The sequence below is a fragment of the Streptomyces sp. NBC_01460 genome, from assembly GCF_036227405.1.
In the GTDB taxonomy this organism is placed as follows: Bacteria; Actinomycetota; Actinomycetes; order Streptomycetales; family Streptomycetaceae; genus Streptomyces.
The window spans coordinates 3,741,790-3,764,269 of the sequence record NZ_CP109473.1 but is presented as its reverse complement, the minus strand read 5'-3'; the positions used below and the strand labels follow the sequence as shown (position 1 = coordinate 3,764,269).

Annotated in this window: 24 protein-coding genes; 15 read left to right on the top strand and 9 right to left on the bottom strand. The window is 71.6% G+C overall.

The genetic code is table 11. The annotated features are described in order from the left end of the window. The first annotated feature begins 19 nt into the window (after positions 1-19). The 7 genes from OG488_RS16685 to OG488_RS16655 all read left to right on the top strand — a co-directional run bounded on the left by OG488_RS16685 (position 20) and on the right by OG488_RS16655 (position 6,172). Positions 20-1,222, top strand: coding sequence for an MFS transporter (locus OG488_RS16685; protein WP_329230086.1), 1,203 nt, complete (start codon positions 20-22; stop codon positions 1,220-1,222). Further along, positions 1,191-2,363, top strand: coding sequence for an acetoin utilization protein AcuC (locus OG488_RS16680; RefSeq protein WP_329230084.1), 1,173 nt, complete (start codon positions 1,191-1,193; stop codon positions 2,361-2,363). Before OG488_RS16685 ends, OG488_RS16680 begins: the two co-directional genes overlap by 32 nt. A gap of 74 nt (positions 2,364-2,437) precedes the next feature. Beyond that, the gene (locus OG488_RS16675) at positions 2,438-3,253 is read left to right on the top strand and encodes a phosphatase (protein WP_329230082.1); all 816 of its coding nucleotides are present in this window, start codon (positions 2,438-2,440) and stop codon (positions 3,251-3,253) included. Between the two features lie 127 nt (positions 3,254-3,380). Continuing rightward, a complete protein-coding gene (locus OG488_RS16670; protein ID WP_014046653.1) occupies positions 3,381-3,593 on the top strand; it encodes a helix-turn-helix domain-containing protein in 213 nt (70 codons plus the stop codon). A gap of 110 nt (positions 3,594-3,703) precedes the next feature. Continuing rightward, complete coding sequence (locus tag OG488_RS16665) at positions 3,704-3,802, top strand: 30S ribosomal protein bS22 (RefSeq protein ID WP_003948845.1); 99 nt, start codon at positions 3,704-3,706, stop codon at positions 3,800-3,802. A 233-nt stretch (positions 3,803-4,035) separates the two neighbouring features. After that, a complete protein-coding gene (locus tag OG488_RS16660) occupies positions 4,036-5,106 on the top strand; it encodes an NAD-dependent epimerase/dehydratase family protein (protein ID WP_329238725.1) in 1,071 nt (356 codons plus the stop codon). Positions 5,107-5,122: 16 nt separating this feature from the next. After that, entirely contained in the window at positions 5,123-6,172 is a 1,050-nt protein-coding gene (locus tag OG488_RS16655; protein ID WP_329230081.1) for a lysophospholipid acyltransferase family protein, read from the top strand. 101 nt (positions 6,173-6,273) lie between these two features. Here OG488_RS16655 and OG488_RS16650 read toward each other — a convergent pair whose 3' ends face one another. From OG488_RS16650 to OG488_RS16640, 3 genes are all read right to left on the bottom strand, one after another. Next, positions 6,274-7,470, bottom strand: a complete 1,197-nt coding sequence (locus tag OG488_RS16650) for a DUF5667 domain-containing protein (RefSeq protein WP_329230079.1) — start codon at positions 7,468-7,470, stop codon at positions 6,274-6,276. Positions 7,471-7,679: 209 nt separating this feature from the next. After that, the gene (locus tag OG488_RS16645) at positions 7,680-8,465 is read right to left on the bottom strand and encodes an ECF subfamily RNA polymerase sigma factor, BldN family (RefSeq protein ID WP_329230077.1); all 786 of its coding nucleotides are present in this window, start codon (positions 8,463-8,465) and stop codon (positions 7,680-7,682) included. 442 nt (positions 8,466-8,907) lie between these two features. Beyond that, positions 8,908-9,849: an HAD family hydrolase gene (locus OG488_RS16640; RefSeq protein ID WP_329230075.1), complete on the bottom strand. Its 942-nt coding sequence runs from the start codon at positions 9,847-9,849 to the stop codon at positions 8,908-8,910. A 133-nt stretch (positions 9,850-9,982) separates the two neighbouring features. On the opposite strand from OG488_RS16640, the gene OG488_RS16635 reads away from it, so the two are divergent. The 5 genes from OG488_RS16635 (at position 9,983) to OG488_RS16615 (ending at position 15,465) form a co-directional block, all read left to right on the top strand. Beyond that, positions 9,983-10,258, top strand: a complete 276-nt coding sequence (locus OG488_RS16635; RefSeq protein WP_329230073.1) for a glutaredoxin family protein — start codon at positions 9,983-9,985, stop codon at positions 10,256-10,258. 284 nt (positions 10,259-10,542) lie between these two features. After that, positions 10,543-11,328, top strand: a complete 786-nt coding sequence (locus tag OG488_RS16630; protein ID WP_329230072.1) for a redox-sensing transcriptional repressor Rex — start codon at positions 10,543-10,545, stop codon at positions 11,326-11,328. Continuing rightward, positions 11,325-12,815 (top strand): glutamyl-tRNA reductase, encoded by a 1,491-nt coding sequence (locus tag OG488_RS16625; RefSeq protein WP_329230069.1) that lies wholly within the window; start codon positions 11,325-11,327, stop codon positions 12,813-12,815. The genes OG488_RS16630 and OG488_RS16625 overlap by 4 nt, the downstream gene beginning before the upstream one ends. Then, the gene (hemC, locus tag OG488_RS16620) at positions 12,812-13,801 is read left to right on the top strand and encodes a hydroxymethylbilane synthase (RefSeq protein ID WP_329230067.1); all 990 of its coding nucleotides are present in this window, start codon (positions 12,812-12,814) and stop codon (positions 13,799-13,801) included. The genes OG488_RS16625 and hemC overlap by 4 nt, the downstream gene beginning before the upstream one ends. Further along, a complete protein-coding gene (locus OG488_RS16615) occupies positions 13,798-15,465 on the top strand; it encodes a bifunctional uroporphyrinogen-III C-methyltransferase/uroporphyrinogen-III synthase (protein WP_329230065.1) in 1,668 nt (555 codons plus the stop codon). The genes hemC and OG488_RS16615 overlap by 4 nt, the downstream gene beginning before the upstream one ends. Before the next feature lie 84 nt (positions 15,466-15,549). On the opposite strand, the gene OG488_RS16610 is transcribed toward OG488_RS16615, so the two are convergent. Continuing rightward, entirely contained in the window at positions 15,550-15,975 is a 426-nt protein-coding gene (locus OG488_RS16610) for a hypothetical protein (protein WP_329230063.1), read from the bottom strand. Between the two features lie 239 nt (positions 15,976-16,214). Here OG488_RS16610 and hemB point away from each other — a divergent pair, with 239 nt between their 5' ends. Beyond that, the gene (gene hemB / locus OG488_RS16605) at positions 16,215-17,210 is read left to right on the top strand and encodes a porphobilinogen synthase (protein WP_329230061.1); all 996 of its coding nucleotides are present in this window, start codon (positions 16,215-16,217) and stop codon (positions 17,208-17,210) included. Between the two features lie 105 nt (positions 17,211-17,315). On the opposite strand, the gene OG488_RS39270 is transcribed toward hemB, so the two are convergent. Next, on the bottom strand, positions 17,316-17,708 hold the full coding sequence (locus OG488_RS39270) for a hypothetical protein (protein ID WP_443074222.1): 393 nt from the start codon (positions 17,706-17,708) through the stop codon (positions 17,316-17,318). Between OG488_RS39270 and OG488_RS39265 the strand changes: the two genes are divergently transcribed. After that, positions 17,698-17,871 carry a hypothetical protein gene (locus tag OG488_RS39265; RefSeq protein WP_443074221.1) on the top strand — a complete coding sequence of 58 codons (174 nt, stop codon included), beginning with the start codon at positions 17,698-17,700 and terminating at the stop codon, positions 17,869-17,871. The two genes, OG488_RS39270 and OG488_RS39265, sit on opposite strands and share 11 nt — an antisense overlap. An 18-nt stretch (positions 17,872-17,889) precedes the next feature. Here OG488_RS39265 and OG488_RS16595 read toward each other — a convergent pair whose 3' ends face one another. The 3 genes from OG488_RS16595 to OG488_RS16585 form a co-directional block, all read right to left on the bottom strand. Next, positions 17,890-18,651 carry a hypothetical protein gene (locus OG488_RS16595; RefSeq protein WP_329230059.1) on the bottom strand — a complete coding sequence of 254 codons (762 nt, stop codon included), beginning with the start codon at positions 18,649-18,651 and terminating at the stop codon, positions 17,890-17,892. Between the two features lie 73 nt (positions 18,652-18,724). After that, complete coding sequence (locus tag OG488_RS16590; RefSeq protein ID WP_329230057.1) at positions 18,725-19,480, bottom strand: DUF4253 domain-containing protein; 756 nt, start codon at positions 19,478-19,480, stop codon at positions 18,725-18,727. A gap of 115 nt (positions 19,481-19,595) precedes the next feature. Then, positions 19,596-20,003 carry an SRPBCC family protein gene (locus OG488_RS16585; RefSeq protein ID WP_329230054.1) on the bottom strand — a complete coding sequence of 136 codons (408 nt, stop codon included), beginning with the start codon at positions 20,001-20,003 and terminating at the stop codon, positions 19,596-19,598. A 307-nt stretch (positions 20,004-20,310) separates the two neighbouring features. On the opposite strand from OG488_RS16585, the gene OG488_RS16580 reads away from it, so the two are divergent. Continuing rightward, complete coding sequence (locus OG488_RS16580) at positions 20,311-21,528, top strand: lipase (RefSeq protein ID WP_329230052.1); 1,218 nt, start codon at positions 20,311-20,313, stop codon at positions 21,526-21,528. Between the two features lie 9 nt (positions 21,529-21,537). On the opposite strand, the gene OG488_RS16575 is transcribed toward OG488_RS16580, so the two are convergent. Further along, positions 21,538-22,446: an alpha/beta hydrolase gene (locus tag OG488_RS16575; protein WP_329230051.1), complete on the bottom strand. Its 909-nt coding sequence runs from the start codon at positions 22,444-22,446 to the stop codon at positions 21,538-21,540. Positions 22,447-22,480: the final 34 nt, after the last annotated feature.

Below are 22,480 nucleotides of genomic sequence, written 5' to 3'. Positions count from 1 at the left end.
GGGCTCTACGCTCGCGGCCATGACGGATGCGCGGTTGCGGTACGGCAGAGCCTCGCTGGCCCTGAGCTTTCTGGTGCAGGGAGTGGCCTTCGCGCTGCTCGTGACGCGCATCCCCGCCATTCAGGACCGCTACGGGATATCCGACGGGCTCCTGCCCGCCTTCCTGGCCGCGGTTCCTGTCCTGGCGGGGGTCGCCAGCGTGGCGACCGAGAAGCTGGTCGCCCGGGTGCGGCCCGGGGTCGTGCTGCGGTGGGCGCAGCCCGTCGTGATGCTGGCGCTGCTCGGTGTGGGCGCCGGAGGCGAGATGTGGCACGTGGCCCTCGCCCTGGGCGTGTTCGGGCTGGCCGTGGGTGCCCTGGACGCCTCGATGAACATGATGGGCGTCAGTCTCCAGCGGGCGTACGGGCGCAGCATCATGCTCGGGTTCCACGCCGCTTACAGTCTGGGCGGGATAGCCGGGGCGTCGATGGCGTGGGCGGGGGCCCACTGGGATCTGTCGCTGCTGGTGTCCTATCTGCCTGCGGTGGCCGTCCTGCTGCCCGCGGCCCTGATCGGGAGCCGGTGGTACACGGAGGGCAAGGCCGGCGACGGTGTGACGGCGGTTGGAGGAGGCCAGGGGGCGTCCGTGCCGTTCAGGCTGTTGCTGCCGCTCTGCCTGGTGATGGCGTTCGCGTACATCGGGGACTCGACGGTCTCCAACTGGAGTGCGAAGTACCTGCAGGACGTGCTGGGCAGTTCGGAGCAGCTGGCGACGGTTCCGTACAACGTCTACATGGTGACGACGCTGCTGGGGCGGGCCGTCGGCGACCTGGGGGTGCGGAGGTTCGGTGCGGTGGCGGTCGTGCGGGGCGGCAGTGTGCTGGCCGCGGCGGGGTTCGCGGTGGTGGCGGTGTCGCCCGGTGCCTGGTGGGGGATGCTCGGCTTCACGCTGCTGGGGCTCGGCCTGTGTGTGATCGTGCCGCAGACCTTCGCGGCCGCGGGGAGGATGTTCCCGGGGGCGAGCGATGTGGCGGTCGCCCGGCTGAACGTCTTCAACTACGTGGGCTTCCTCGTCGGGTCGCCGCTCGTGGGGGCGCTCGGGGACGCGTGGAGCTACCGCGGCGCGATGCTCGTGCCCATGGTGCTGGTCCTCGCGACGCTGGTGTACGCCCGGTCGTTCGGTGCGGAACCCGCCCGATACGGTGGCGGGCATGAGCGGGCGCGCGCAGCTGATGTGGGATGAGGCAGTAACGGGATACGACTTCGGGTCCGGTCACCCCATGGATCCGGTGAGACTCGCCCTGACGATGGGGCTGGTGCGGGCGTACGGGCTGGACGGGGCGGTGGACGTCAGGTCGGCCAAGTCCGCCGGGGACTCCACGCTGCGGCTCGTGCACCGTGAGGACTACGTGGCGGCCGTCCGTGCGGCGTCGGCGGATCCGGGGTCCGCCGACCAGGCGTACGGGCTCGGGACCGTCGACGATCCGGCCTTCGGGGGGATGCACGAGGCGTCGGCGCTCATCGCCGGGCTCTCGGTCGGGGCCGCGGAGGCGGTCTGGCGCGGGGAGAGCGGGCACGCGGTGAACTTCACCGGCGGACTGCACCACGCGATGCCCGGGGGTGCTTCGGGCTTCTGCGTGTACAACGACCCGGCGCTCGCCATCGCCCGCCTGCTGGAGCTGGGCGCTCGGCGCGTGGCGTACGTGGATGTGGACGTCCACCACGGGGACGGGGTGCAGGCGGCGTTCTGGGAGGACCCCCGGGTGCTGACCGTGTCCCTGCACGAGCACCCGCGCACGCTGTTCCCGCAGACCGGGTGGCCCGAGGAGACGGGTTCCGGGGCGGGTGAGGGCGGTGCGGTGAATGTGGCGCTGCCGGCCGGTACGGGCGACGCGGGGTGGCTGCGGGCGTTCCACGCGGTGGTGCCGGAGCTGCTGGAGGACTTCCGGCCGCAGGTGCTGGTGACCCAGCACGGTGCCGATACGCATGTCGAGGATCCGCTGGCCCATCTCGCCGTGTCGCTGGACGCGCAGAGGTCCGTCATGGAGGCCTGTCACGAGCTCGCCCACACCTGTGTGGAGGACGGGCGCTGGGTGGCGCTGGGCGGAGGGGGGTACGCGGTGGTGGATGTGGTGCCGCGCTCGTGGACCCATCTCGTGGGGATCGCCGCCCATGCCCCGGTTGACCCGGAGTCGGTGATTCCTGCTTCGTGGCGGGACGAGGTCTACGCCCGTACGCGGCAGTTGGGTCCTGCGCGGATGACGGACGGCCGTACGCCGACGTGGAAGCCGTGGGAGGACGGGTACGACCCGGCCGACCGGCTGGACCAGGCGGTGCTGGCGACCCGGCGGTCGGCGTTCCCGTTGCGGGGGCTGCTGGCCTGAGGCGGTTACGCCAACGGTGGGGCGGTATCCGGGTTCCGGCCCGGGGGTGTCCCCGGTGCGGGAGCATCGGGAGGGTGTTGAGCACCGGAGCGCTGCGCGCTCATCTGCTGGCGGCCCGGCTCGCCGGCCCTGTGGCCACGCCCCGGGAGACCAGCCTGCGGAGTTACCGGCTGTTCGCGGCGCGGGACCCCCGGGTGATGCTCGGGCTCGATCCGGACCGGGTCTGGGGCGAGCGTGACCTGCTGCGGCTGATGGCCGACAAGTGCGGGGTGTCGGCCGATCCTGATCATGTGTCAGGGCTGGACGTGATCGATCCGGAGCGGACCCTGGCCGCGTTGGACGCCTTCGCGGAACGGCTCGCCGGGGTTGCGGAGAGGCGGGCTCCGGTGCTGTTCGGCACCGGGCATCCGCACCGGCTGCTCGGGTTCTACGCCGGTCTGGCAGACGCTTTGTCGGCGGCGGGGTGCGCGGTGCTCACCCCCGCGCAGGGGCGATGTGTCGACATGACGACCCGGTTCGGCGTACGCACGTACAACCTTGATTACGTACGGGGTGTCGCGCTGGTGCGCGAACCGGGCGTGCGGGCTCCGGGGAGTGCCACCGGCGCACACACCCACTCCCCGCTGCCGGTCAGGGCCGTGCTGGAGGCGGCGGTGGACGCGCGGGGGGTGGTGCCCGAGCTGGTGGTCGGGGACCACGGGTGGGTCTGCGGGGCAGGTCAGCTGGGTATCGAGGCCATCGGGCTGGCGGACACGGACGACCCCGCGCTGTTCGTGGGTGAGGCGGAGGGGCGGGTGTCCGTAGCCGTTCCGCTGGATGACGGGGTGCAGGCGGACCACTACCGGCCTCTCGCTCGGTATGTGCTCAATCGGGCGTGTCTGTCACAGTAGGCGGCCGATCGCCTCACCTCTTCCCCACTGCATCACCCGCCCCTAATCTGGGGAGTGAGCGCACAACGACGAAGAGTCACCGGAGGGGAAGCCGGTGCGCGTCTCGTGCGGAAGGTACAGGTGGGTCATGGCTGCTGGCAGCGAGAGGCCTCTCAACGAGGTCAAGTTTCTGACCGTGGCGGAAGTCGCCTCTGTCATGAGGGTGTCGAAGATGACCGTGTACCGCTTGGTGCACAGTGGTCATCTGCCGGCGATCCGGGTGGGAAGGTCCTTCCGGGTCCCGGAGCAAGCGGTTCACGAGTATCTCCGTGAGTCCTTCGTGGGGGTGGAGTCGGCCTGACGTCGCCCTCGGATTACGTCCCTCACCCGGTGGCGGGTAGGCTAGGCCGACGTAGGTCGTGTGGGCCCAGACGCCCCGCACCAGTGAAGAAGAAGTGAGCGAGGGTAGTCGTGGGCTCTGTTATCAAGAAGCGGCGTAAGCGGATGGCCAAGAAGAAGCACCGCAAGCTGCTCAAGCGCACGCGCGTTCAGCGTCGCAACAAGAAGTAAGCGAACGCGGTTCGTGAGACCGAGGCCCTCCCGCCGTCCTGGCGGGAGGGCCTCGGCGCGTTCGGGGACCGGTGGTGGGGGTTCCTGGCTCCGGCTCCGTGCGGCGGTCCGGTGGATTCCCGCCATCGGTTCGGTAAAGCCCGCCTGGGGTCATCACAGGGCAACATCCACCGACTACGGTGACGGCCAGGGGAAGACCCCGCTCGGTGAACGATCGACGGAAGGCGCTGATCTTGGGGAAGATCGTGCTCGTCACAGGCGCGGCCCGGCAGCTGGGAGGCCGTTTCGTGCGGCGTGTCCAGCGCGATCCCGGTGTGGACCGGGTGATCGCCCTGGACGCCGTCGCGCCCGCGCACCAGCTGGGCGACGCCGAGTTCGTCCTGGCGGACATCCGGCAGTCGGCGATCGCCAGGATCCTCGCCGAGTACTCCGTCGACACGGTCGTCCACCTGGACGTGTCCGCGAAGGCGCTCGGCACGGGCGGCCGGACGACGGTCAAGGAGACCAACGTCATCGGCACGATGCAACTGCTCGGCGCCTGCCAGAAGTCCCCGTCCGTCCAGCGGCTGGTGGTCAAGTCCAGCACGAACGTCTACGGCTCCGCCCCGCGTGACCCCGCGGTCTTCACCGAGACGACGCCGCCCAAGTCCCTGCCCAGCGGTGGCTTCGCCAAGGACGCGGTGGAGGTCGAGGGGTACGTCCGCGGGTTCGCGCGCCGCAGGCCGGACGTGGCCGTGTGCGTGCTGAGGTTCGCGAACATCCTGGGCCCCGAGCCCGACTCGCCGCTCGCCGACTACCTGGCCCTGCCGGTCCTGCCGACGGTCCTCGGGTACGACCCCCGTCTGCAGTTCGTGCACGAGGACGACGTCGTCGACGTACTGGAGATCGCCGCGCGTGAACCCCGGCGCGGCACGCTGAACAGCGGCACGTTCAACATCGCCGGTGACGGTGTGCTGCTGCTCTCGCAGTGCTCGCGGAGGCTCGGGCGGCCGACCGTCCCGGTGCTGCTGCCGGCGGTCACCTGGGTGGGGTCGGCGCTCCGTACGATCGGTATGACGGACTTCTCGCCGGAGCAGATCCGGCTGCTCACCCACGGCAGGGTGGTCTCGACGGTGCAGATGCGCGAGACGCTGGGGTTCCGTCCGAAGTTCACCACGGCCGAGACCTTCGCGGAGTTCGCGCGGAGCAGGGGGCCGGGGCTGCTGCCTCCCGAGCGGGTGGGCAGGGCGGTCGGGAGGCTGGCCGAGCTGCCGCTCGGCGGGGGACCGGCCGGCAGGACACATTCGACTCACGGCGCCAGGTAGAGGAGCGCGACCGACGATGGCGGACGCCAAGGTCATTCCCTTCGACGACGACCGCTCGCGCTCCGGCGCGGGACGGCGCAGAGGTCTGGTGCCGGGCGGTGGCCGGGTGCAGACGCCCGCGTCGGCCGTCCCCGCGCCCGTGAGCGCCCTTCCGGGCGGTCAGGTGCCGGAAGGGGCCGCTGAGGCCGCCGGGGCCCCCTCAGGGGACGACAGGGAGGTTCCCGCGAACGGCTGGGACCGGCGGATCGCGGGCGGGCTCGCTTTTCTGCGGCGGAGACTGACGGGCGATTACGAGGTCGACGAGTTCGGTTACGACGAGGAGCTGACCGACCAGGTCCTCATGTCGGTGCTGAGGCCGCTCGCGGACACGTACTTCCGGGTCGAGGTCAAGGGCATCGAGAACATCCCGTCCGACGGCGGGGCTCTCATCGTGGCCAACCACTCCGGGACGCTGCCGCTGGACGGGCTGATGCTCCAGGTCGCGGTGCACGACAACCACCCGGCCGGGCGGCATCTGCGGCTGCTCGCCGCCGACCTGGTGTTCATGCTCCCGGTCGTCAACGAGCTGGCGAGGAAGGCCGGGCACACCCTGGCGTGCGCGGAGGACGCCGAGCGGCTGCTGCAGTCCGGTGAGGTCGTCGGGGTGATGCCGGAGGGCTTCAAGGGGATCGGGAAGCCGTTCGGCGAGCGGTACAAGCTGCAGCGCTTCGGGCGGGGCGGTTTCGTGTCGACGGCGCTGCGGGCCGGGGTGCCGATCGTGCCGTGCTCGATCGTGGGCGCGGAGGAGATCTATCCGATGATCGGCAACTCGAAGACGCTGGCGCGGATCCTGGGAGTCCCGTACTTCCCGATCACGCCGACGTTCCCGTGGCTGGGACCGCTGGGGGCCCTGCCGCTGCCGACGAAGTGGACCATCCAGTTCGGGGAGCCGATCCCCACGGACGGGTATCCGCCGGAGGCGGCGGAGGACCCGATGCTGATGTTCAACCTGACGGACCAGGTGCGCGAACAGATCCAGCACACGCTGTACAAGCTGCTGGTGCAGCGCCGGTCGGTCTTCTTCTGAGGCCGGTCCCTTCCGGCACCACACGGCTGTGCCGCACTCGGGCGTACGGGGAGGGGGCCGTCCGGTCGGGACGGCCCCCTCCCCGTATGCGGTCGTCACCGCTACGGCTCGATGTCCTCGCCGTCGATGCCCAGGCCGGGCAGCAGGCCCGGGAGCAGCGGAGGCAGGGTGACGTCCGGCGCGGGGGAGTCGCCGGAGGTGCCGCCCGGGGACGACGGGGTGGTGCCGTCCGTCGGGAGGTCGTCGAGCAGGCCGTCCGTGCCGCCGTCGAGCAGGTCGCCGGCAGGACCGCTGTCGGAGCCGGAGGGCTTCGGCGGGGCGCTGGTGGACGCGCTGTCGTCCGGGGCGGCGGACGAGGAAGGCGCCTTGCGGTCCGGGGCCGAGGAGCCCTGGTCCTCCTGCGGGGAGCCGGCCGGTGGTGTGTCCCGGCCGGTGCCCGGTGTGCGGGGCAGCAGGGACTTCAGCGGCGCGACTTCCTGGTCCATGGCCTCGAAGACGGAGCTGACCTTGTCGCCGATGTCGGTCAGCTGGACGGGCAGTCGGTCGCGGAGGCTGCTCCAGCTCGCGCGGTGCGAGCGGGTGAAGGAGTCCAGCGTCTGGATGGGGCCGATGGATCCGTCGCGCTGGTAGGCGCTGTGGAGCAGGCGGTGGCCCTCGGTGGCGTCGTGCGTCATACCGTCGAGCGCGCGTCTGACCTCGCCGATCGCTTCGTGGTCCATCCCTCCCCCACGGCCCCGCTCCATGAGCCGGCGCGCTTCGCTGAGGCGGGTCGACGCCTGGTCGAGGTAGGCCTCGCCGCGGTCGGCGTCGCCGTCGGCCATGCCGAGGTTGATGTCCTCCATCCCGCGCTTGAGCGGGTAGAGGGAGTCACCCGGCAGGGCGTCGGAACTGGCAGCGGCCACTCCGCCGAACGCTCCCGCGGCCACACCGACCGTGAGCCCGCCCGCGGTGAGGCCCTTCGCCCAGCGGGAGCGGGGACGCAGCCTCCGGATCGGGGAGGCCCGGTGGGCTCCCTTGCTCCGCTGTTCGGGCACCGTAGGGCCCGTGGACGCACCGCCTTCGGCGAACATGGTCTCCATGGCGGCGACGAGCTGTGCTCGCTGCACCACTTTGACCTCGGGATCGAATTGCGGCGCCGGTAGCTCACCGAGGCCGTTCGCCAGGGCCAACAGCGTTCCGTGGTCGGCCGGTTGGGCCGGGTCCTCGGGCTGTACGGCCGCCGCACCCTGGGGGGACTGGTCCTCCAGGGCCTGGGCGAAGGCGTTCGCCCGCCGGTGTGCCGAAACGTTTGCGATCACTGGCGGCACCTCCTCTCGTCATGACGGTCGACTCCCCTGAGGGTCCGGAAGGTTGCCCACCGGAGTCGTTTCCACACGATCGAGCGAGTGGAAACGGTCTGGCGAGGCGACAGGGGGCCTGCATCCGGCACAACGAGTGGCGCGGCAGTTGGGTTACGGACGAAAGATGATCCGATCGGTGTGTCACGAACACGTCACGGATGGTGATGTCAGCGGGCGTCGTCCGGCAGGAGTCGTGCGAGCGTCCGCACGGCCCGGTACTGCAAGGTTTTGATCGCGCCCTCGTTCTTTCCCATGACCCGGGCGGTCTCGGCGACCGAGAGGCCCTGCAGGAATCTCAGGGTCACGCACTCCTGCTGCTGCGGGTTGAGCCGGCGTACGGCTTGCAGCAGCGCGGCGTTGGAGAGGGACTCCAGGACGGAGTCCTCCGGGCTCCGCGCGACCTCGTTGGCGTCGAGCATTTCGCCGGTGGTCACTTCCAGCCGGAATCGACTGGATTTGAAGTGGTCGGCGACCAGGTTACGAGCGATCGTGACCAGCCAGGCACCGAAATCGCGGCCCTGCCAGGTGAAGGTGGAGATGCGGCGCAGTGCGCGCAGGAACGTCTCGCTCGTCAGGTCCTCCGCTGTCGCCTTCCCTCCCACGCGGTAGTAGATGTACCGGTACACGGTGTCGCTGTACTGGTCGTACAGGCGGCCGAAGGCCTCGGCCTCACCGGCCTGCGCGCGCTCGACGAGATCCATCATGCGCGCGCTGTCGCTGTCGGCCGCCGGCCGACGGGCCGGGGCCGACGACGCGGCGGTCGCGGCGACGCGGTTGCTCCGTCTTCCGACGGCCGCGCTGCGTTCGGCCAGCGCATAGCAAGGGCCGGCAGGTACAGGGGTGGCAAATTGGGGGACGGCGTACGCGGTGGGGACGAAGCCGCGCAAGTGGTCGAGGACCGTTGCGCGCAGCGTAGCCAGGCCCGAGGTGTCAACCCCGACGTGTGGGTACACGGGACTCCCAGAGGCAGAGCTTCCATCACGTGCAGTTCGAAAACCGTCACTCGTGGTAGCGGGTGGCGGGCTCCTTGTGCGTCTGAGGAGAATAACGCTTCGTACAGGCAGTGCTACACCCAGTTGCTCAAATCACCGGTTCCGTCGCTTCCGTGACCTCTAAGTGACGGTTCAAGTGGCACATCGTGACCGGTTATTGATCGAATGGCTTCGTGATCTGCCTGCGGTGGCGACGGGTTGTGGTCGCCCGCACGCAACGCGACTGGCCGGAGCGATGGGTGTCCGTGCCCGGTGTTCCGCTCCCGATTGGCCGTACGTCTCCGGGCGTGCCGCTCTCCGCCCGCCCGGGACGGCGGACGTGCGGCGGGACGGAGGGAGGGGTGACGTCACGACGCCCGGCGGGACGGGGTCCGGCCGGGCGTCGTGGAAGCGGGGTGGAGGATCAGCGGCGGCGGCGGTGGAGCGCCACGGCGGCCGCGGTGCCGCCGGCCAGCGCGCCGACGCCGGCCGCTGCCGGGATGCCGACCTTGGCCGCCTTGCGGCCGGTGCGGTAGTCGCGCAGTCGCCAGTCCAGGGCGCGGGCGTGCTTGCGCAGCTTGGCGTCCGGGTTGATCGCGTACGGATGACCGACCAGGGACAGCATCGGGATGTCGTTGTGCGAGTCGCTGTAGGCGGCGCAGCGCTCGAGGTCCAGCCCCTCGGCCGACGCCAGCGCGCGGACCGCCTCGGCCTTCGCCGGGCCGTGGAGGGGTTCGCCGACGAGCCGGCCGGTGTAGACGCCGTCGACCGATTCGGCGACCGTGCCCAGGGCGCCGGTGAGGCCGAGCCGGCGGGCGATGATCGTGGCGGTCTCCACCGGGGCGGCGGTGACCAGCCAGACCTTCTGGCCCGCGTCGAGGTGGGCCTGCGCCAGGGCGCGGGTGCCGGGCCAGATGCGGTCGGCCATGTACTCGTCGTAGATCTCCTCGCCGATGGACATCAGCTCGGAGACGCGGTGGCCCTTGACGATGGACAGGGCGCTGTCGCGGGCGTCCTGCATGTGCTCGGGGTCCTCGACCCCGGCCAGCCTGAACCACGCCTGCTGCCAGGCGAACCTGGTCAGTTCGCGGCGCTCGAAGAACTTCCGCTTGTACAGGCCGCGGCCGAAGTGGAAGATCGCGGCGCCCTGCATCACGGTGTTGTCGAGATCGAAGAAGGCGGCGGCCCGGGTGTCCCCGGCCACCGGGAAGGGGGGCTCCCCGGCCTCGGCGGAGACGGCCGACAGCTCTTCGGTGCCGGAGGGGAGGGCCGACTTCCGCGCGGCCTCGGCTGCGGCCTCGCCTGCGAGCACGCTGCGTGCCGTGGCGGGGCGCCTGCGGGGGGTGAGCCATCCAAGAGCGGCCATGTCGTGAGCATAGCCATTCTGTTCGGCTCTTCCCGACCCGGCGGGATGCGGCGCTGTGAACTCTCCGGGACCGGGGCGTTAAACGGGTGATTCCGCGCCTCCGGCCGCCCGGCCGGGGGCGCAGAATGAAGGTATGAGTGCACTGCTGCGTCGTACGAAGAGGAAGCCCGCGGACCGGGTGGTGACCCTGGTGGGGAAGCCGGGGTGTCATCTCTGCGACGACGCGCGACGGGTGGTGAGCGCGGTCTGCGAGGAGACCGGCGCGTCCTGGGTGGAGAAGGACATCACGCAGGACGAGGCCCTTTACAAGGAGTACTGGGAGCAGATCCCGGTGGTCCTCATCGACGACGAGCAGCACACCTTCTGGCGCGTGGATCCGGTCAGGCTGCGCACGGCCCTGCGTACGTGAGGGGGCTTCCTTGGCGAAACCCGGTAACATCATGGGCGTTTTGAGTGGTCTCGGGGGCGTGGACATGAGGAGTGTGTACCGTCTTGCCCCCTTCGGGCCCGCAACGGGCTGATGGCGTCCCGGGTTCCGGGATCGCGCAGGGAATACGCGTGACCCCGGTCACTTTGACCAGACAAAACGGACACCATCTTTGTGCACGCGTTCACAAAGACATAGCCTGCTGTCGACGGGGCGGTCATAGGACATACGGCCGCCTGCAGCCCCGCTCATCCCGCAGGAGCACCGTGGCAACTGGCCGAACTCACCGACCGGCGACCCGTAGCCGAGGAATTCCCGAGGCCACCGTCGCCCGGCTTCCGCTGTATCTCCGCGCACTGACGGCGCTCTCCGAGCGCTCGGTTCCCACGGTGTCGTCCGAGGAACTCGCCGCGGCGGCGGGAGTCAATTCCGCGAAGCTGCGCAAGGACTTCAGCTACCTGGGCTCCTACGGCACGCGTGGTGTCGGGTACGACGTCGAGTATCTCGTCTACCAGATCTCCCGTGAGCTCGGGCTCACCCAGGACTGGCCGGTCGCGATCGTCGGCATCGGTAATCTCGGCGCCGCCCTCGCCAACTACGGAGGCTTCGCCTCCCGTGGCTTCCGGGTCGCCGCCCTGATCGACGCCGACCCCGCCATGGCGGGCACGCCCGTGGCCGGGATCGCCGTGCAGCACACCGACGACCTCGACCGGATCATCAGCGACAACGGCGTGTCGATCGGTGTCATCACCACCCCGCCCGGCGCGGCCCAGCAGGTCTGCGACCGGCTCGTCGCCGCCGGGGTGACCTCCATCCTGAACTTCGCGCCGACGGTGCTCTCCGTGCCCGACGGTGTCGACGTGCGCAAGGTCGACCTCTCGATCGAGCTGCAGATCCTCGCCTTCCACGAGCAGCGCAAGGCCGGCGAGGAAGCAGCCGCCGACGGCAGGGCCGTCCTGGACGCCGACGAGGACGAGGCGCCTCCGATGCGCGCCACCCCCACCGGCCGGAAGGGACCTGACGGGGACATGCCCGCCGTGATGCCGGCATGAGTCTCCTGGTCGTCGGACTGAGCCACCGCAGCGCCCCCGTCTCCGTGCTGGAGCGGGCGTCGCTGGCGGCCGAGGCGCAGACGAAGCTGCTTCAGGACACCCTCGCCGCGGAGCCCGCGACCGAGGCCGCCGTCCTGGCCACCTGCAACCGCATCGAGCTGTACGCGGACGTGGACAAGTTCCACGCGGGTGTCGCCGAGCTGTCCACCCTGCTCGCCCAGCACAGCGGGGTCGGGCTGGACGAGCTCACTCCGTATCTCTATGTGCACTACGAGGACCGTGCCGTCCACCACCTCTTCTCGGTGGCGTGCGGGCTGGACTCGATGGTCGTCGGCGAGGGCCAGATCCTCGGCCAGATCAAGGACGCGCTGGCGCTGGGGCAGGAGCTCCACACCGCGGGCCGGCTGTTGAACGACCTCTTCCAGCAGGCCCTGCGGGTCGGCAAGCGCGCCCACAGCGAGACCGGGATCGACCGGGCCGGGCAGTCGCTCGTCACCTTCGGTCTCGAGCAGCTGGCCGACGGCGCCGAGGTCACCGAGTGGGCCGCCGGGAAGCGTGCCCTGGTGATCGGCGCGGGCTCGATGTCCTCGCTCGCCGCCGCCACCCTGGCCCGTGCGGGCGTCGAGGAGATCGTCGTCGCCAACCGGACCCGGGCCCGTGCGGACCGGCTCGTCGAGATCCTCGGCCAGGCCGGCGTGCCGACGGCGCGCGCCGTGGAGATGGCCCGGGTGACGGACGAACTGACACGTGCCGACATCGTGGTGTCCTGTACCGGCGCGACCGGGCTCGTCCTGAGCGCGGAGGCCGTCGCCGACGCGCTCGGCGTCGACTTCGACAGCGCCGCGCAGGCGCCCACGGCCCCCGCGGTCCCCGCGCCCGACGAGCTGGACCAGCACGCCGCCTGGGTGGAGAACGGCTCGGCCGCCGCCGCGCAGGACCGGGCCGTGCGCCGGGTCGTGCCGCGCCCGGCCGGCAGCGGACCCGCCCGGATCCACCTGCTCGACCTCGCGATGCCGCGTGACATCGACGGAGCGGCCCACCGCGTCGCCGGTGTGCGCCTCGTCGACATCGAGTCGCTCGCCGAGGCGTCCGCGGACGCCCCGATGGCCGCCGATGTGGACCAGGTGCGCACCATCGTCGCCGACGAGGTCGCCGCCTTCGGAGCCGCGCAGCGCGCCGCCCACATCACCCCGACCGTGGTCGCCCTGCGCACCATGGCCGCCGATGTGGTGGCCGGCGAGATCGCGCGGCTCGACGGGCGCCTCCCCGACCTGGACGAGAAGCAGCGCGCCGAGATCACGCAGACCGTGCGCCGCGTCGTCGACAAGCTCCTGCACGCGCCCACCGTGCGGGTCAAGCAGCTCGCCAGCGAGCCCGGCGGCGCCGGGTACGCCGATGCGCTGCGGGAACTCTTCGACCTCGACCCGCAGACGGTGGCCGCCGTCTCACGGGCAGACCTGAACGACCCGAATAGAGGGCGGTCATGACCGACAACACATCCCTGGGCGGGGAGACCACACCACCACCGCTCCGGCTAGGCACCCGGCGCAGCAAGCTCGCCATGGCGCAGTCCGGCATGGTCGCCGACGCGGTCCGTGAGGTGACCGGGCGTGCCGTGGAGCTCGTGGAGATCACCACGTACGGAGACGTCTCCCGGGAGAACCTGGCGCAGATCGGCGGGACCGGTGTGTTCGTCGCGGCGCTGCGCGAGGCGCTGCTGAGCGGCGAGGTGGACTTCGCGGTCCACTCGCTCAAGGACCTGCCGACCGTGCAGCCCGAGGGTCTCGTCCTGGCCGCCGTGCCGGTGCGCGAGGACCCGCGTGACGCACTGGTGGCGCGGGACGGGCTGACCTTCGAGCAGCTGCCGCCCGGTGCCCGCATCGGCACCGGTTCGCCGCGCCGCATGGCGCAGCTCAACGCGTACGCCCGCTCGCACGGCCTCGAGATAGAGACCGTCGCGATCCGCGGCAATGTCGATACGCGCATCGGATTCGTGCGGAGCGGGGAGCTGGACGCGGTGGTACTCGCCGCTGCCGGGCTCAGCCGCCTCGGACGCACGGACGAGGTCACCGACTTCCTGCCGGCCGACACCGTCCTGCCCGCTCCCGGCCAGGGAGCACTGGCGATCGAATGTGCTGAAAGCAGCACGGACCTCGCCGCGGCGCTCGCCGAGCTCGACGACCCGTACACCCGGGTCGCCGTCACCGCCGAGCGCGCCCTGCTCAACGCCCTGGAGGCCGGCTGTTCCGCACCTGTGGGTGCGCTGGCCGACCTCCTGGCCGACGCGCAGGTTGTCAACGAACTGCGCCTGCGCGGTGTCGTCGGTTCGACCGACGGCACTTCCCTGGTGCAGCTGTCCATCACCGGTCCCGTCCCCACGTCGCACGACGACGCGGCGGCCCTCGGTCGCGAGCTCGCGGCCGAGATGCTCGCCAAGGGTGCGGCCGGTCTTATGGGGGAGCGAGCACTTTGAGCCCCACCGGCCCTGTCGTATCCGACTTCCCTGTCCTGGCTTCAGGGCATGTCACCTTCCTCGGCGCCGGTCCCGGCGACCCGGGACTGCTGACTCTGCGCGCTGTCGAAGCGCTTGCGAGCGCGGACGTCCTTGTAGCCGAACCGGACGTTCTCGACGTCGTTCGCTGCCATGCGCGGGCAGGGGTAAGCACGCCTGAGCTGGCGGTTGTTGACGCGGCGTCAACACCCGCCGGAGTACCCGTTCTCAGGGATGCCGCCAATCTTTGCATGGAGGCGGCGAAGGGCGGCAGGCGGGTGGTGCGTGCCGTCTCGGGCGACCCCGGCCTGGACGGCAACACCGGTGCCGAGATGCTCGCCTGCGCCGCCGCGGGTGTGCCGTTCGAGGTCGTGCCCGGCATCGCCAACGCCGTCGGTGTCCCCGCCTACGCCGGTGTGCCGCTGCGCGACGCGCAGGGTGCCGACGTGCGCTTCGTCGACGCGCGTACGGCGTCGGACCGCTGCTGGTCCGAGGTCGGCGCGAGCGACGCGACGGCCGTCGTGTCGGCGTCGCTGGACTCGGTGGCCGCGGCCGCCGGTGAGCTGGTCTCGGCGGGCCGCAAGCCCGACACCCCGCTCACGGTCACGATCGCCGGGACGACGACCCGCCAGCGCACCTGGACGGCGACCCTCGGGACGATCGCCCAGGTCCTGAAGCAGGCGAAGGTCCTCCCGTCGCCCGACGGGCACCTGCCCGTCATAGCCGTGGTCGGGGAGCGCAGCTCCGCCGCCCAGCGCGACCAGCTCGCGTGGTTCGAGTCCAAGCCGCTGTTCGGCTGGAAGGTGCTCGTGCCGCGGACCAAGGAGCAGGCGGCGTCGCTCTCCGACCAACTGCGCTCCTACGGCGCCGTGCCGCACGAGGTCCCGACGATCGCCGTCGAGCCGCCGCGCACGCCCCAGCAGATGGAGCGGGCGGTCAAGGGCCTGGTCACGGGCCGGTACGAGTGGATCGCCTTCACCTCGGTGAACGCGGTGAAGGCCGTGCGGGAGAAGTTCGAGGAGTACGGGCTCGACGCCCGTGCCTTCGCCGGGATCAAGGTCGCGGCCGTCGGTGAGCAGACCGCCGCCGCGCTCGTCGACTTCGGTGTGAAGCCGGACCTGGTGCCGTCCGGCGAGCAGTCGGCCGCGGGTCTGCTTGAGGACTGGCCGCCGTACGACCCGGTCTTCGACCCGATCGACCGGGTGTTCCTGCCGCGGGCGGACATCGCCACGGAGACCCTGGTGGCCGGGCTCATCGAGCTGGGCTGGGAGGTCGACGACGTCACCGCGTACCGCACGGTCCGCGCTTCGCCGCCGCCGGCCGACACCCGCGAGGCGATCAAGGGCGGTGGCTTCGACGCGGTGCTCTTCACCTCGTCCTCGACCGTCCGCAACCTGGTCGGTATCGCGGGCAAGCCGCACAACGTGACGGTGATCGCGTGCATCGGTCCCGCCACGGCGAAGACCGCCGAGGAGCACGGCCTGCGGGTCGACGTCCTGTCCCCGGAGCCTTCGGTGCACAAGCTGGCCCAGGCGCTGGCGGACTTCGGCGCGCAGCGCCGGGACGCGGCGAAGGAGGCCGGCGACCCGGTGACCCGGCCGAGCGAGCGGCGCCCGGGCGCCCGGCGCCGCCGGACGACCACCTGAGGCCGACGGTGTGAGTGTGGGCCCGGTCGCTTCCTTACGGGAGGCGGCCGGGCCCGCTGCTGTCCTGGGCAGGTCCCCTCATCGTCAGGCGACGCCGTGGCGCTGGGCGGCCGGCCGGACCTCGGTCACCGCGCCCGGTTGTTCCAGCAGCATCGTTCCGGCTTCCTGCCCCAGGTGGTGGATGCGCAGGCGGGGACCGTCGACGATCACGCGGAGCTCGGGCCAGGGGTGCTTCCGGAGCAGCTCGGCGCGTTCCCACAGCTCCACGCCGCGTGAGGTGAGGCGGAGGTGGTACCGGGCGCCCTCGTGGGGCGACGGTGGGGTGTGCTCGGTGTACGGGGGCCGCACCGCGTAGGTGCCGAGCACGCGTTCCCCTGGTTCCAGGCGGGCGGCGCGGATGCCGTCGATACGGCCGATCCGCGATCCGGCCCAGCCCGCGAGCCCGGTCGCGGGCAGGGCGAGTGCCAGCACCTGCCACCAGGGCAGCGCCCCCGCGCCGATGCCGATCACCGTCGCGCCCGCGGATGCCCGCGGACACGGTGGCTCTGACTGTCCTGGTACGCCGTACGACGGTGTTGTCCTCGCCCATCCCCGTTCCCCCTGTTTCCTGGCCTTCCCGCAGGTCGGCTCAGGGTGTCGTCCGCTGTCACCCTATGCGGGCGGAATGGCGGTCCGGCCGGTCGCCCGGGGCCGTTTTTCCGGCTCGGGTGTCGGTAAATCGGTGATCTGTGCGGGTCTAGTCTCGAAGGATGACCGATTACGGAAACTTCCCCGGCTCGCGGCCCCGCCGGCTGCGGACGACCCCCGTCATGCGGCGCATGGTCGCCGAGACCCGGCTCGACCCGGCGAATCTGATCCTGCCCGCGTTCGTGCGCGAGGGCGTCGACGCCCCGGTCGCCATCTCGGCCATGCCCGGCGTCCAGCAGCACACCCTGGACACGCTGCGGAAGGCCGCCGTCGACGCGGTCGCGGCGGGTGTCTCGGGGCTCATGCTCTTCGGCGTCCCGCTGGACGAGAAGAAGGACGGCCGGGGCACGGCGGGGACCGACCCGGACGGCATCCTCCAGGTGGGGCTGCGCGCGGTGCGGGAGGAGGTCGGCGACGACCTGGTGATCATGTCCGACCTCTGTCTGGACGAGTACACCGACCACGGGCACTGCGGGGTGCTGACGGCGGACGGCCGCGTCGACAACGACGCCACGCTGGAGCGGTACGCCGAGATGGCCCAGGTCCAGGCCGACGCGGGCGCGCACGTGGTGGGCCCCAGCGGCATGATGGACGGCCAGGTCGGTGTGATCCGCGACGCGCTGGACCAGACGGGCCACGAGGACGTGTCGATCCTCGCCTACACCGTGAAGTACTCCTCCGCCTTCTACGGGCCGTTCCGCGAGGCGGTGGGCTCCTCGCTCCAGGGCGACCGCAAGACGTACCAGCAGGACCCGGCGAACGTCCGCGAGTCGCTGCGGGAGCTGGCGCTGGACCTGGAGGAGGGCGCCGACATGGTCATGGTCAAGCCGGCCGGCCCGTACCTGGACGTCCTGGCCAAGGTCGCCGACGCGGTGGACGTGCCGGTCGCGGCGTACCAGATCAGCGGTGAGTACGCGATGATCGAGGCCGCCGCGGAGAAGGGCTGGATCGACCGGGACGCGGCGATCCTGGAGAGCCTGACGGGCATCCGTCGCGCGGGCGCGCAGATGATCCTGACGTACTGGGCGACGGAGGTCGCGCAGAAGCTCGGGCGCTGAACGCCGGTACGTCCGAGGCGGGTCACGGGGAGCCGTGGCCCGCTTCCCCCTCTCGATCGTCGGGTATCTGCGCCGCGTGCGGTGCCTGGTCGGGGGTGAGGGCGGTCAAGTGCGGTGGGTGTTCCGCAGCAGCGGACGCAGGACCGGGCGCAGGAGCCCGCGTCGGAGCAGCAGGCCCAGGATTCCGCCCCGCCCGCGCCGCAGGGCCCTTCGCCCGCGTACGCCGCGCTGGCTCAACTCGGCCGTACGGATGCCCGTCTGGCGCTCTCCGCCGCCGACTGCACGGTGCTGGAGCCGCTGGCCGCCGAGTGGCTCGCGCGTGGCGTGGACGCCGACTACCTCAAGCAGGCCCTGGCAGCGGGGCTCCCTCCGCAGGTCGACTCGCCGGTCGGCTTCGTCCGCCGCCGTCTCATGAGCAAGATCCCGCCGCAGGTGCCCGCCGCCCCGGAGCCGCCCGCGTTCCGGCACGCCCGTACGCCGGGCGATGATGGAATGCACCGAGTGCGGCGCCCCCGGCCGCCCCGGTGCCCTCACCGACGGGCTCTGCCGGAACTGCCGCCGGTCAGGACGCGAAGCGGACCCGGCTCCCGAGGTCCTGCCCGCCGAGCGGGATGTCCGTACGTACGTCGCCGGGCTTCGCGACCTGCTCAAGGCGCCCTGAGCCCTTGAGGGCGCTGCCTCAGTAGCGGCGTTCGGGCCAGTGCGGGTCCTCCCAGCGGGCGGGGCCGGTGAGCCCGATGAGCCGTATCCGGTGCAGCAGTTCCTCGGGAGCGCCGTGGGCCCGGAGCCGCGCGGGCGCGTGGCGGACCAGCCAGGCCGCGAGCTCGATGCGCAGGGCGTCCTCGTCGGTGTCCCACCCGTCCCACGGAAGCCCGTCCCCCAGCAGTTCGTACTCCCAGTGGTCAGCCGCTTCGGCCAGGTGCCGGTCGGCGACGGGATGGTCGAGTGCCTCCCAGGTGTCGAGCCACGGAGTGAGCGTGCAGGAGGCCTCGACGCACAGCGCGAGGAGCTCATGGGCGGGGACCGCGGGCTCCGGCTCGACGAGGGTGTGGGCCCACCAGGCGTCCAGGAATTCCTGGACCGCCAGGCTCTGGGGCTCCGGCCACTGCTGCCAGTGGCCTCGGACGAACGACTTGCCGACCTCGTACATGCCGAACATGGGTTTCACGTCGCCGCTGGTCAGCGCCCTGGCGAACTGGGGCAGGATGCGGCGCAGCACGGAGTCGTGGTCGGTCCAGTCGGGGGCGTCCCAGGTGCGGCGCAGGAGGTCCGGGTCGAGTTCCACCCCCGGGACCTTCAACAGGGCGAGCTCTTCCTCGCTGCCCCAGTGGCAGGTGCACTGGGGCTCGTCGGGGCGAGCCGTCATGCCTCGGAAGGTGACGGTCAACCGGTCCAGGGCCCGGTCGAGCCGGAGGCGGGCGGGAGTGGCTTCGTAATTCATCGGTGGCAGCACGACCTCGGGGACTCCGGTGGCTTCCGCCGGCCGAAGATCGCGACCTTACCGGTCGTGCTGCTCAATCCCACCAGAAGGACCATGTCTCCTGGCCCAGGAGGTGCTTCTCGGCGTAGAGGTCCAGGCCGTTCGGAGGGACCGCCTCGATGGTGTCCGGGCAGAACGCGAAGTGCTCGGCCGCCAGGGCCCGGGCCTCCGCCGCGGTGGTGGGAGGCCGTCCCACGGACACCGTCAGGGTGTCGAAGCCGAGCGCGACGACCCGGATGTCGAAGCGGTCCTCCCACGAGCGCAGTACGGCGCAGAGCCGGGCCACGTCGTTCTCGTGGTTGAGCGGGCCCGACCAGCCGATGGCCGCCGGGATGTCCGCACTGCGCCGGGCGGGCACGAGGGCCGCGCGCACGGTGGCGGTGAGCATGTCGGCGATCTCGGCTGCCAGTTCGTCCGGGTTCTCCGGGGTGCTCACGGAGGGGGCGGGGGCCAGGCCCGGCCACCGGTCGGCCTCCTCCAGCTCGTCCGAGGCGTAGGCGTCCCAGGCCTCGGCGAGGACCTCCTCGGCGTCGTGGGCGCCGGGGTAGGTGGTGTCGGCCGGGCTGAGCTCCCACTCCTGGGGGCCCTCGTCGCGCCGACCGGTGTCGATCAGCACCGGGAGCAGGCCGAGCGGGCGGCCGGTGGCCCGCAGCCGGGCCCAGTCGCCGGGTCGCGCGGGCGCGTCCGCGTACCAGAGCAGGGGCTCGTGCCACGGTCCGTCGCAGGTGGTGTCCACGAGCGTGCCCCCAGGAAGGGCGAGCGCGGGCAGTTGGTTGGGAAGGGTCGCCATGACGGGTCACCCTAGGGTCAGCCACTGACAGTGCTCCTGACGGGGCGCAAGGCACGGGCCCGTGCGGTCGCCGGGGCCGGAGTCCGAGGCCTGTCCGGTCGCCGGGGCCGGAGCCTCAGGCCTGTTCGGCGATCCGCTTGAGCGTCGCGAGGTCGGCGGACACCGCGGCCTCGTCGCGGCGGAACTCCTCGGCGCTCACGCCCGGTCGGCGGCGCAGCGTGAACACGACCTCGCAGCCGGGGCCGTCCGCGATCACGCGCACCGGGTTGTAGACGGTCTCGCCCGACGGCAGGGTGACGTGGTGGTCGAGGACGCCGAAGTCGTTCCTGGGCGCGAAGTCGACCACGACGCGTCCCATGGGGGAGTCGGCGATCCACTGCCCGTCGGTCTCCTCGATCGACGCCCCGAGCCCCGCAGCCCATGCGGGCAGGTGGGACGGTTCCGAGGCATAGGCGTAGACCTGGCCGGCGGGCCGGTCGATGTGGATGCTGAGGTGGCGGGTTCCGGCATCGGAGGGGGTCATGGCAGCGACGCTACCCAGCCTGCGGTGTCATCGTCTTGAACGGATCGGACACCGGTGCGTCGGGACCGACCGGGCCGGCCAGCGCATGAGGCGCCGACGGGCCGCGGGGGCAAGCCCCCACGACGGCCCGGGGGGCCGCACCAGTGCGTGGGACGACGCTGCTTGTGAGGCTTGGCAGACCGTCATCCCGACGCATCCTGGGGGGATCATGACCGTCTCTGTGTCCACGTCGTCGAGCACCCGGGCTCGTACCCGCACCCGGCACCGGCGGCTGAGGGCGTCAGTGGCCGCCGTCTGCTGCGCGCTCATGTCGAGTTGGCCGGTCGCCGCAGCGGCGGCAGCTCCGTCGTCCGGACATGTGCGACCGCTCCACGAGGAGAGGAAAACGCAGGTCAGAGGTTCGCTGATCTCCGCGGAGAAGCTGTACACGCTCGCCACCCCGGAGGACGTGGTCACCGAACTGGCCGCGGCGGGCTTCGGGGGTGATACCGCCCGGCACGGTGTGGTCGCGTACCGGCTGGTCCACCGGACGGTCGATGTGTACGGACGGCCCACGAAGGCGAGCGGGCTGCTCGTGCTGCCGCTCGCCTCGGAGCGGCGTCTGCATGCCGTCTCCTTCGCGCACGGTACGGGCGTCCACAAGGACGACTCCCCGTCCATGCGGCGTGCCGCGTTCCTGTCGGCACCGGTCGTCGCGCACGCGGCGGCGGGTGCGGCCGGGGTGGCCCCCGATTATCTGGGGATGGGCAAGGGGCCAGGTCCGCACCCATGGATGGACATCGGCTCGGAGACCACGGCTTCCCTGGACATGCTGCGTGCCGCCCGCGCGTTCGTACCCCGCACCGGTCACGTCCTGGAGCGAGATGTCCTGCTCACCGGCTTCTCGCAGGGAGCTTCCGCAGCCCTGGGGCTCGGGCGGGCCCTCGATGCGGGGGAGGACCGGTGGTTCAGGCTGGGCGCTCTGGCGCCGGTCAGCGGCGCGTACGACTTCGGCGGTACGGAGCTGCCCGCGCTGTTCGGCGGGGACGTGGACCCGAAGTCCGGTGCGGTCTACGCGGCGTACACGCTGGTGGCGTTCAATCGTCTCCACCCGGTCTACGACAGCCCCCATGACGTCTTCGAGGAGGCCTACGCCGACGGCATCGAGGAGCTTTTCGACGGTGCGCACACAGGGCCGCAGCTGATGGGAGGCACCCCCGGGACCGTGGGCGATCTGCTGACCGACCACGGCCGGGAGCTGTTGGAGCATCCGAGGGGCGCGCTGGCGGACGCACTGCGCACGACGGACGCCGTGTGCACCGACTGGGTGCCGGATGCCCCGGTGCGCCTGTACATGGCGACCGGGGACGAGCAGGCCGTCACCGCCAACACCGAACAGTGCCGGTCGGCCCTGCGGAGGAACGGCGTGAACGCCCCGGTCGTCGACGTCGGCGCCATCGACCACCAAGGGTCGCGCCACGCGGGGTCCAACGTCGCGGCCACACCGGACATCATCCGCTGGTTCGACACCCTGCGAGGGCGGTGACCGGCGGCGCTACGGCCGGGCGAGAAGAGTCAGGACCGCCTGGAGCACGTCGTCCTGGCTCTCCTCGTGCAGCCAGCCGTGGCCCGCGTCGGGCAGGGTCCGGTGCTCACCGCGCGGTACCGAGGACGCCAGCCGGCCGTGGAGGTCCGACTTGGTGGCGTTGATCCACCGGAGCACGTCGTCCGACCACAGCTGGGCCTGGGCGTCGTCGTGGCCCTGGGCGGTGACCACGATCAGGGGGATGTCGGGCAGTGCCTGTGCGGTCCTGAGCTCCTCGGCGACCTCGTCGTAGAGGTTGCGGTCCTCGTACAGCCCGGCCTTCCAGGCCGCGGTGGCGTGGTGCTCGACGAGTGCCTCGCGCACGGAGTCGGGCCACTGGGCGAAGAGGGGAGCGGCCTGGCTGCGCGCCTGGTCCAGCTGATGCGGCGTCAGGTCGGGGATGTCCATGCGGTGGAGCTCCGTGAGCCGCTCGCGTGCTTCCTGCGGGGCGAGCCCGTGGAGGTCCTCGTGGAAGGGGTCCAGCAGGAGTAGCCCCGCCACGTCCGCGGGGTGGCGGTGGGCGAAGTGGCGTGCGTACGCGCCGCCCAGGGAGTGGCCGACGAGCACGTACGGGCCCGGTACGCCCGCTGCGCGGAGGAGGGCGTGGAGCTCGGCGGTGACGTCGGCGGCGGGGCGGGGCAGTGCGGCGGCGTCGCTCCAGCCGGTGCCGGCACGGTCGTAGAGCACGCTGGTGGTCGCTTCGGCCACCCGGTTGTGGATGTTCAGGTAGTCCAGCCCCACCAGGCCGGCCCCCGGGAGGAACACCACCGCGGGGCCGCCCTCTCCGGAGCGGTGAAGCATCAGGCGGCGGCCGGAGACCCCGTACAGGTGGCCCAGCGGGGGGTGGGGGCGAGTCGCTCCGGGTGTGGGGCGCGGCATGGGTGCGCCTCCTTTCTCAAGTTTGAGAAAGGTA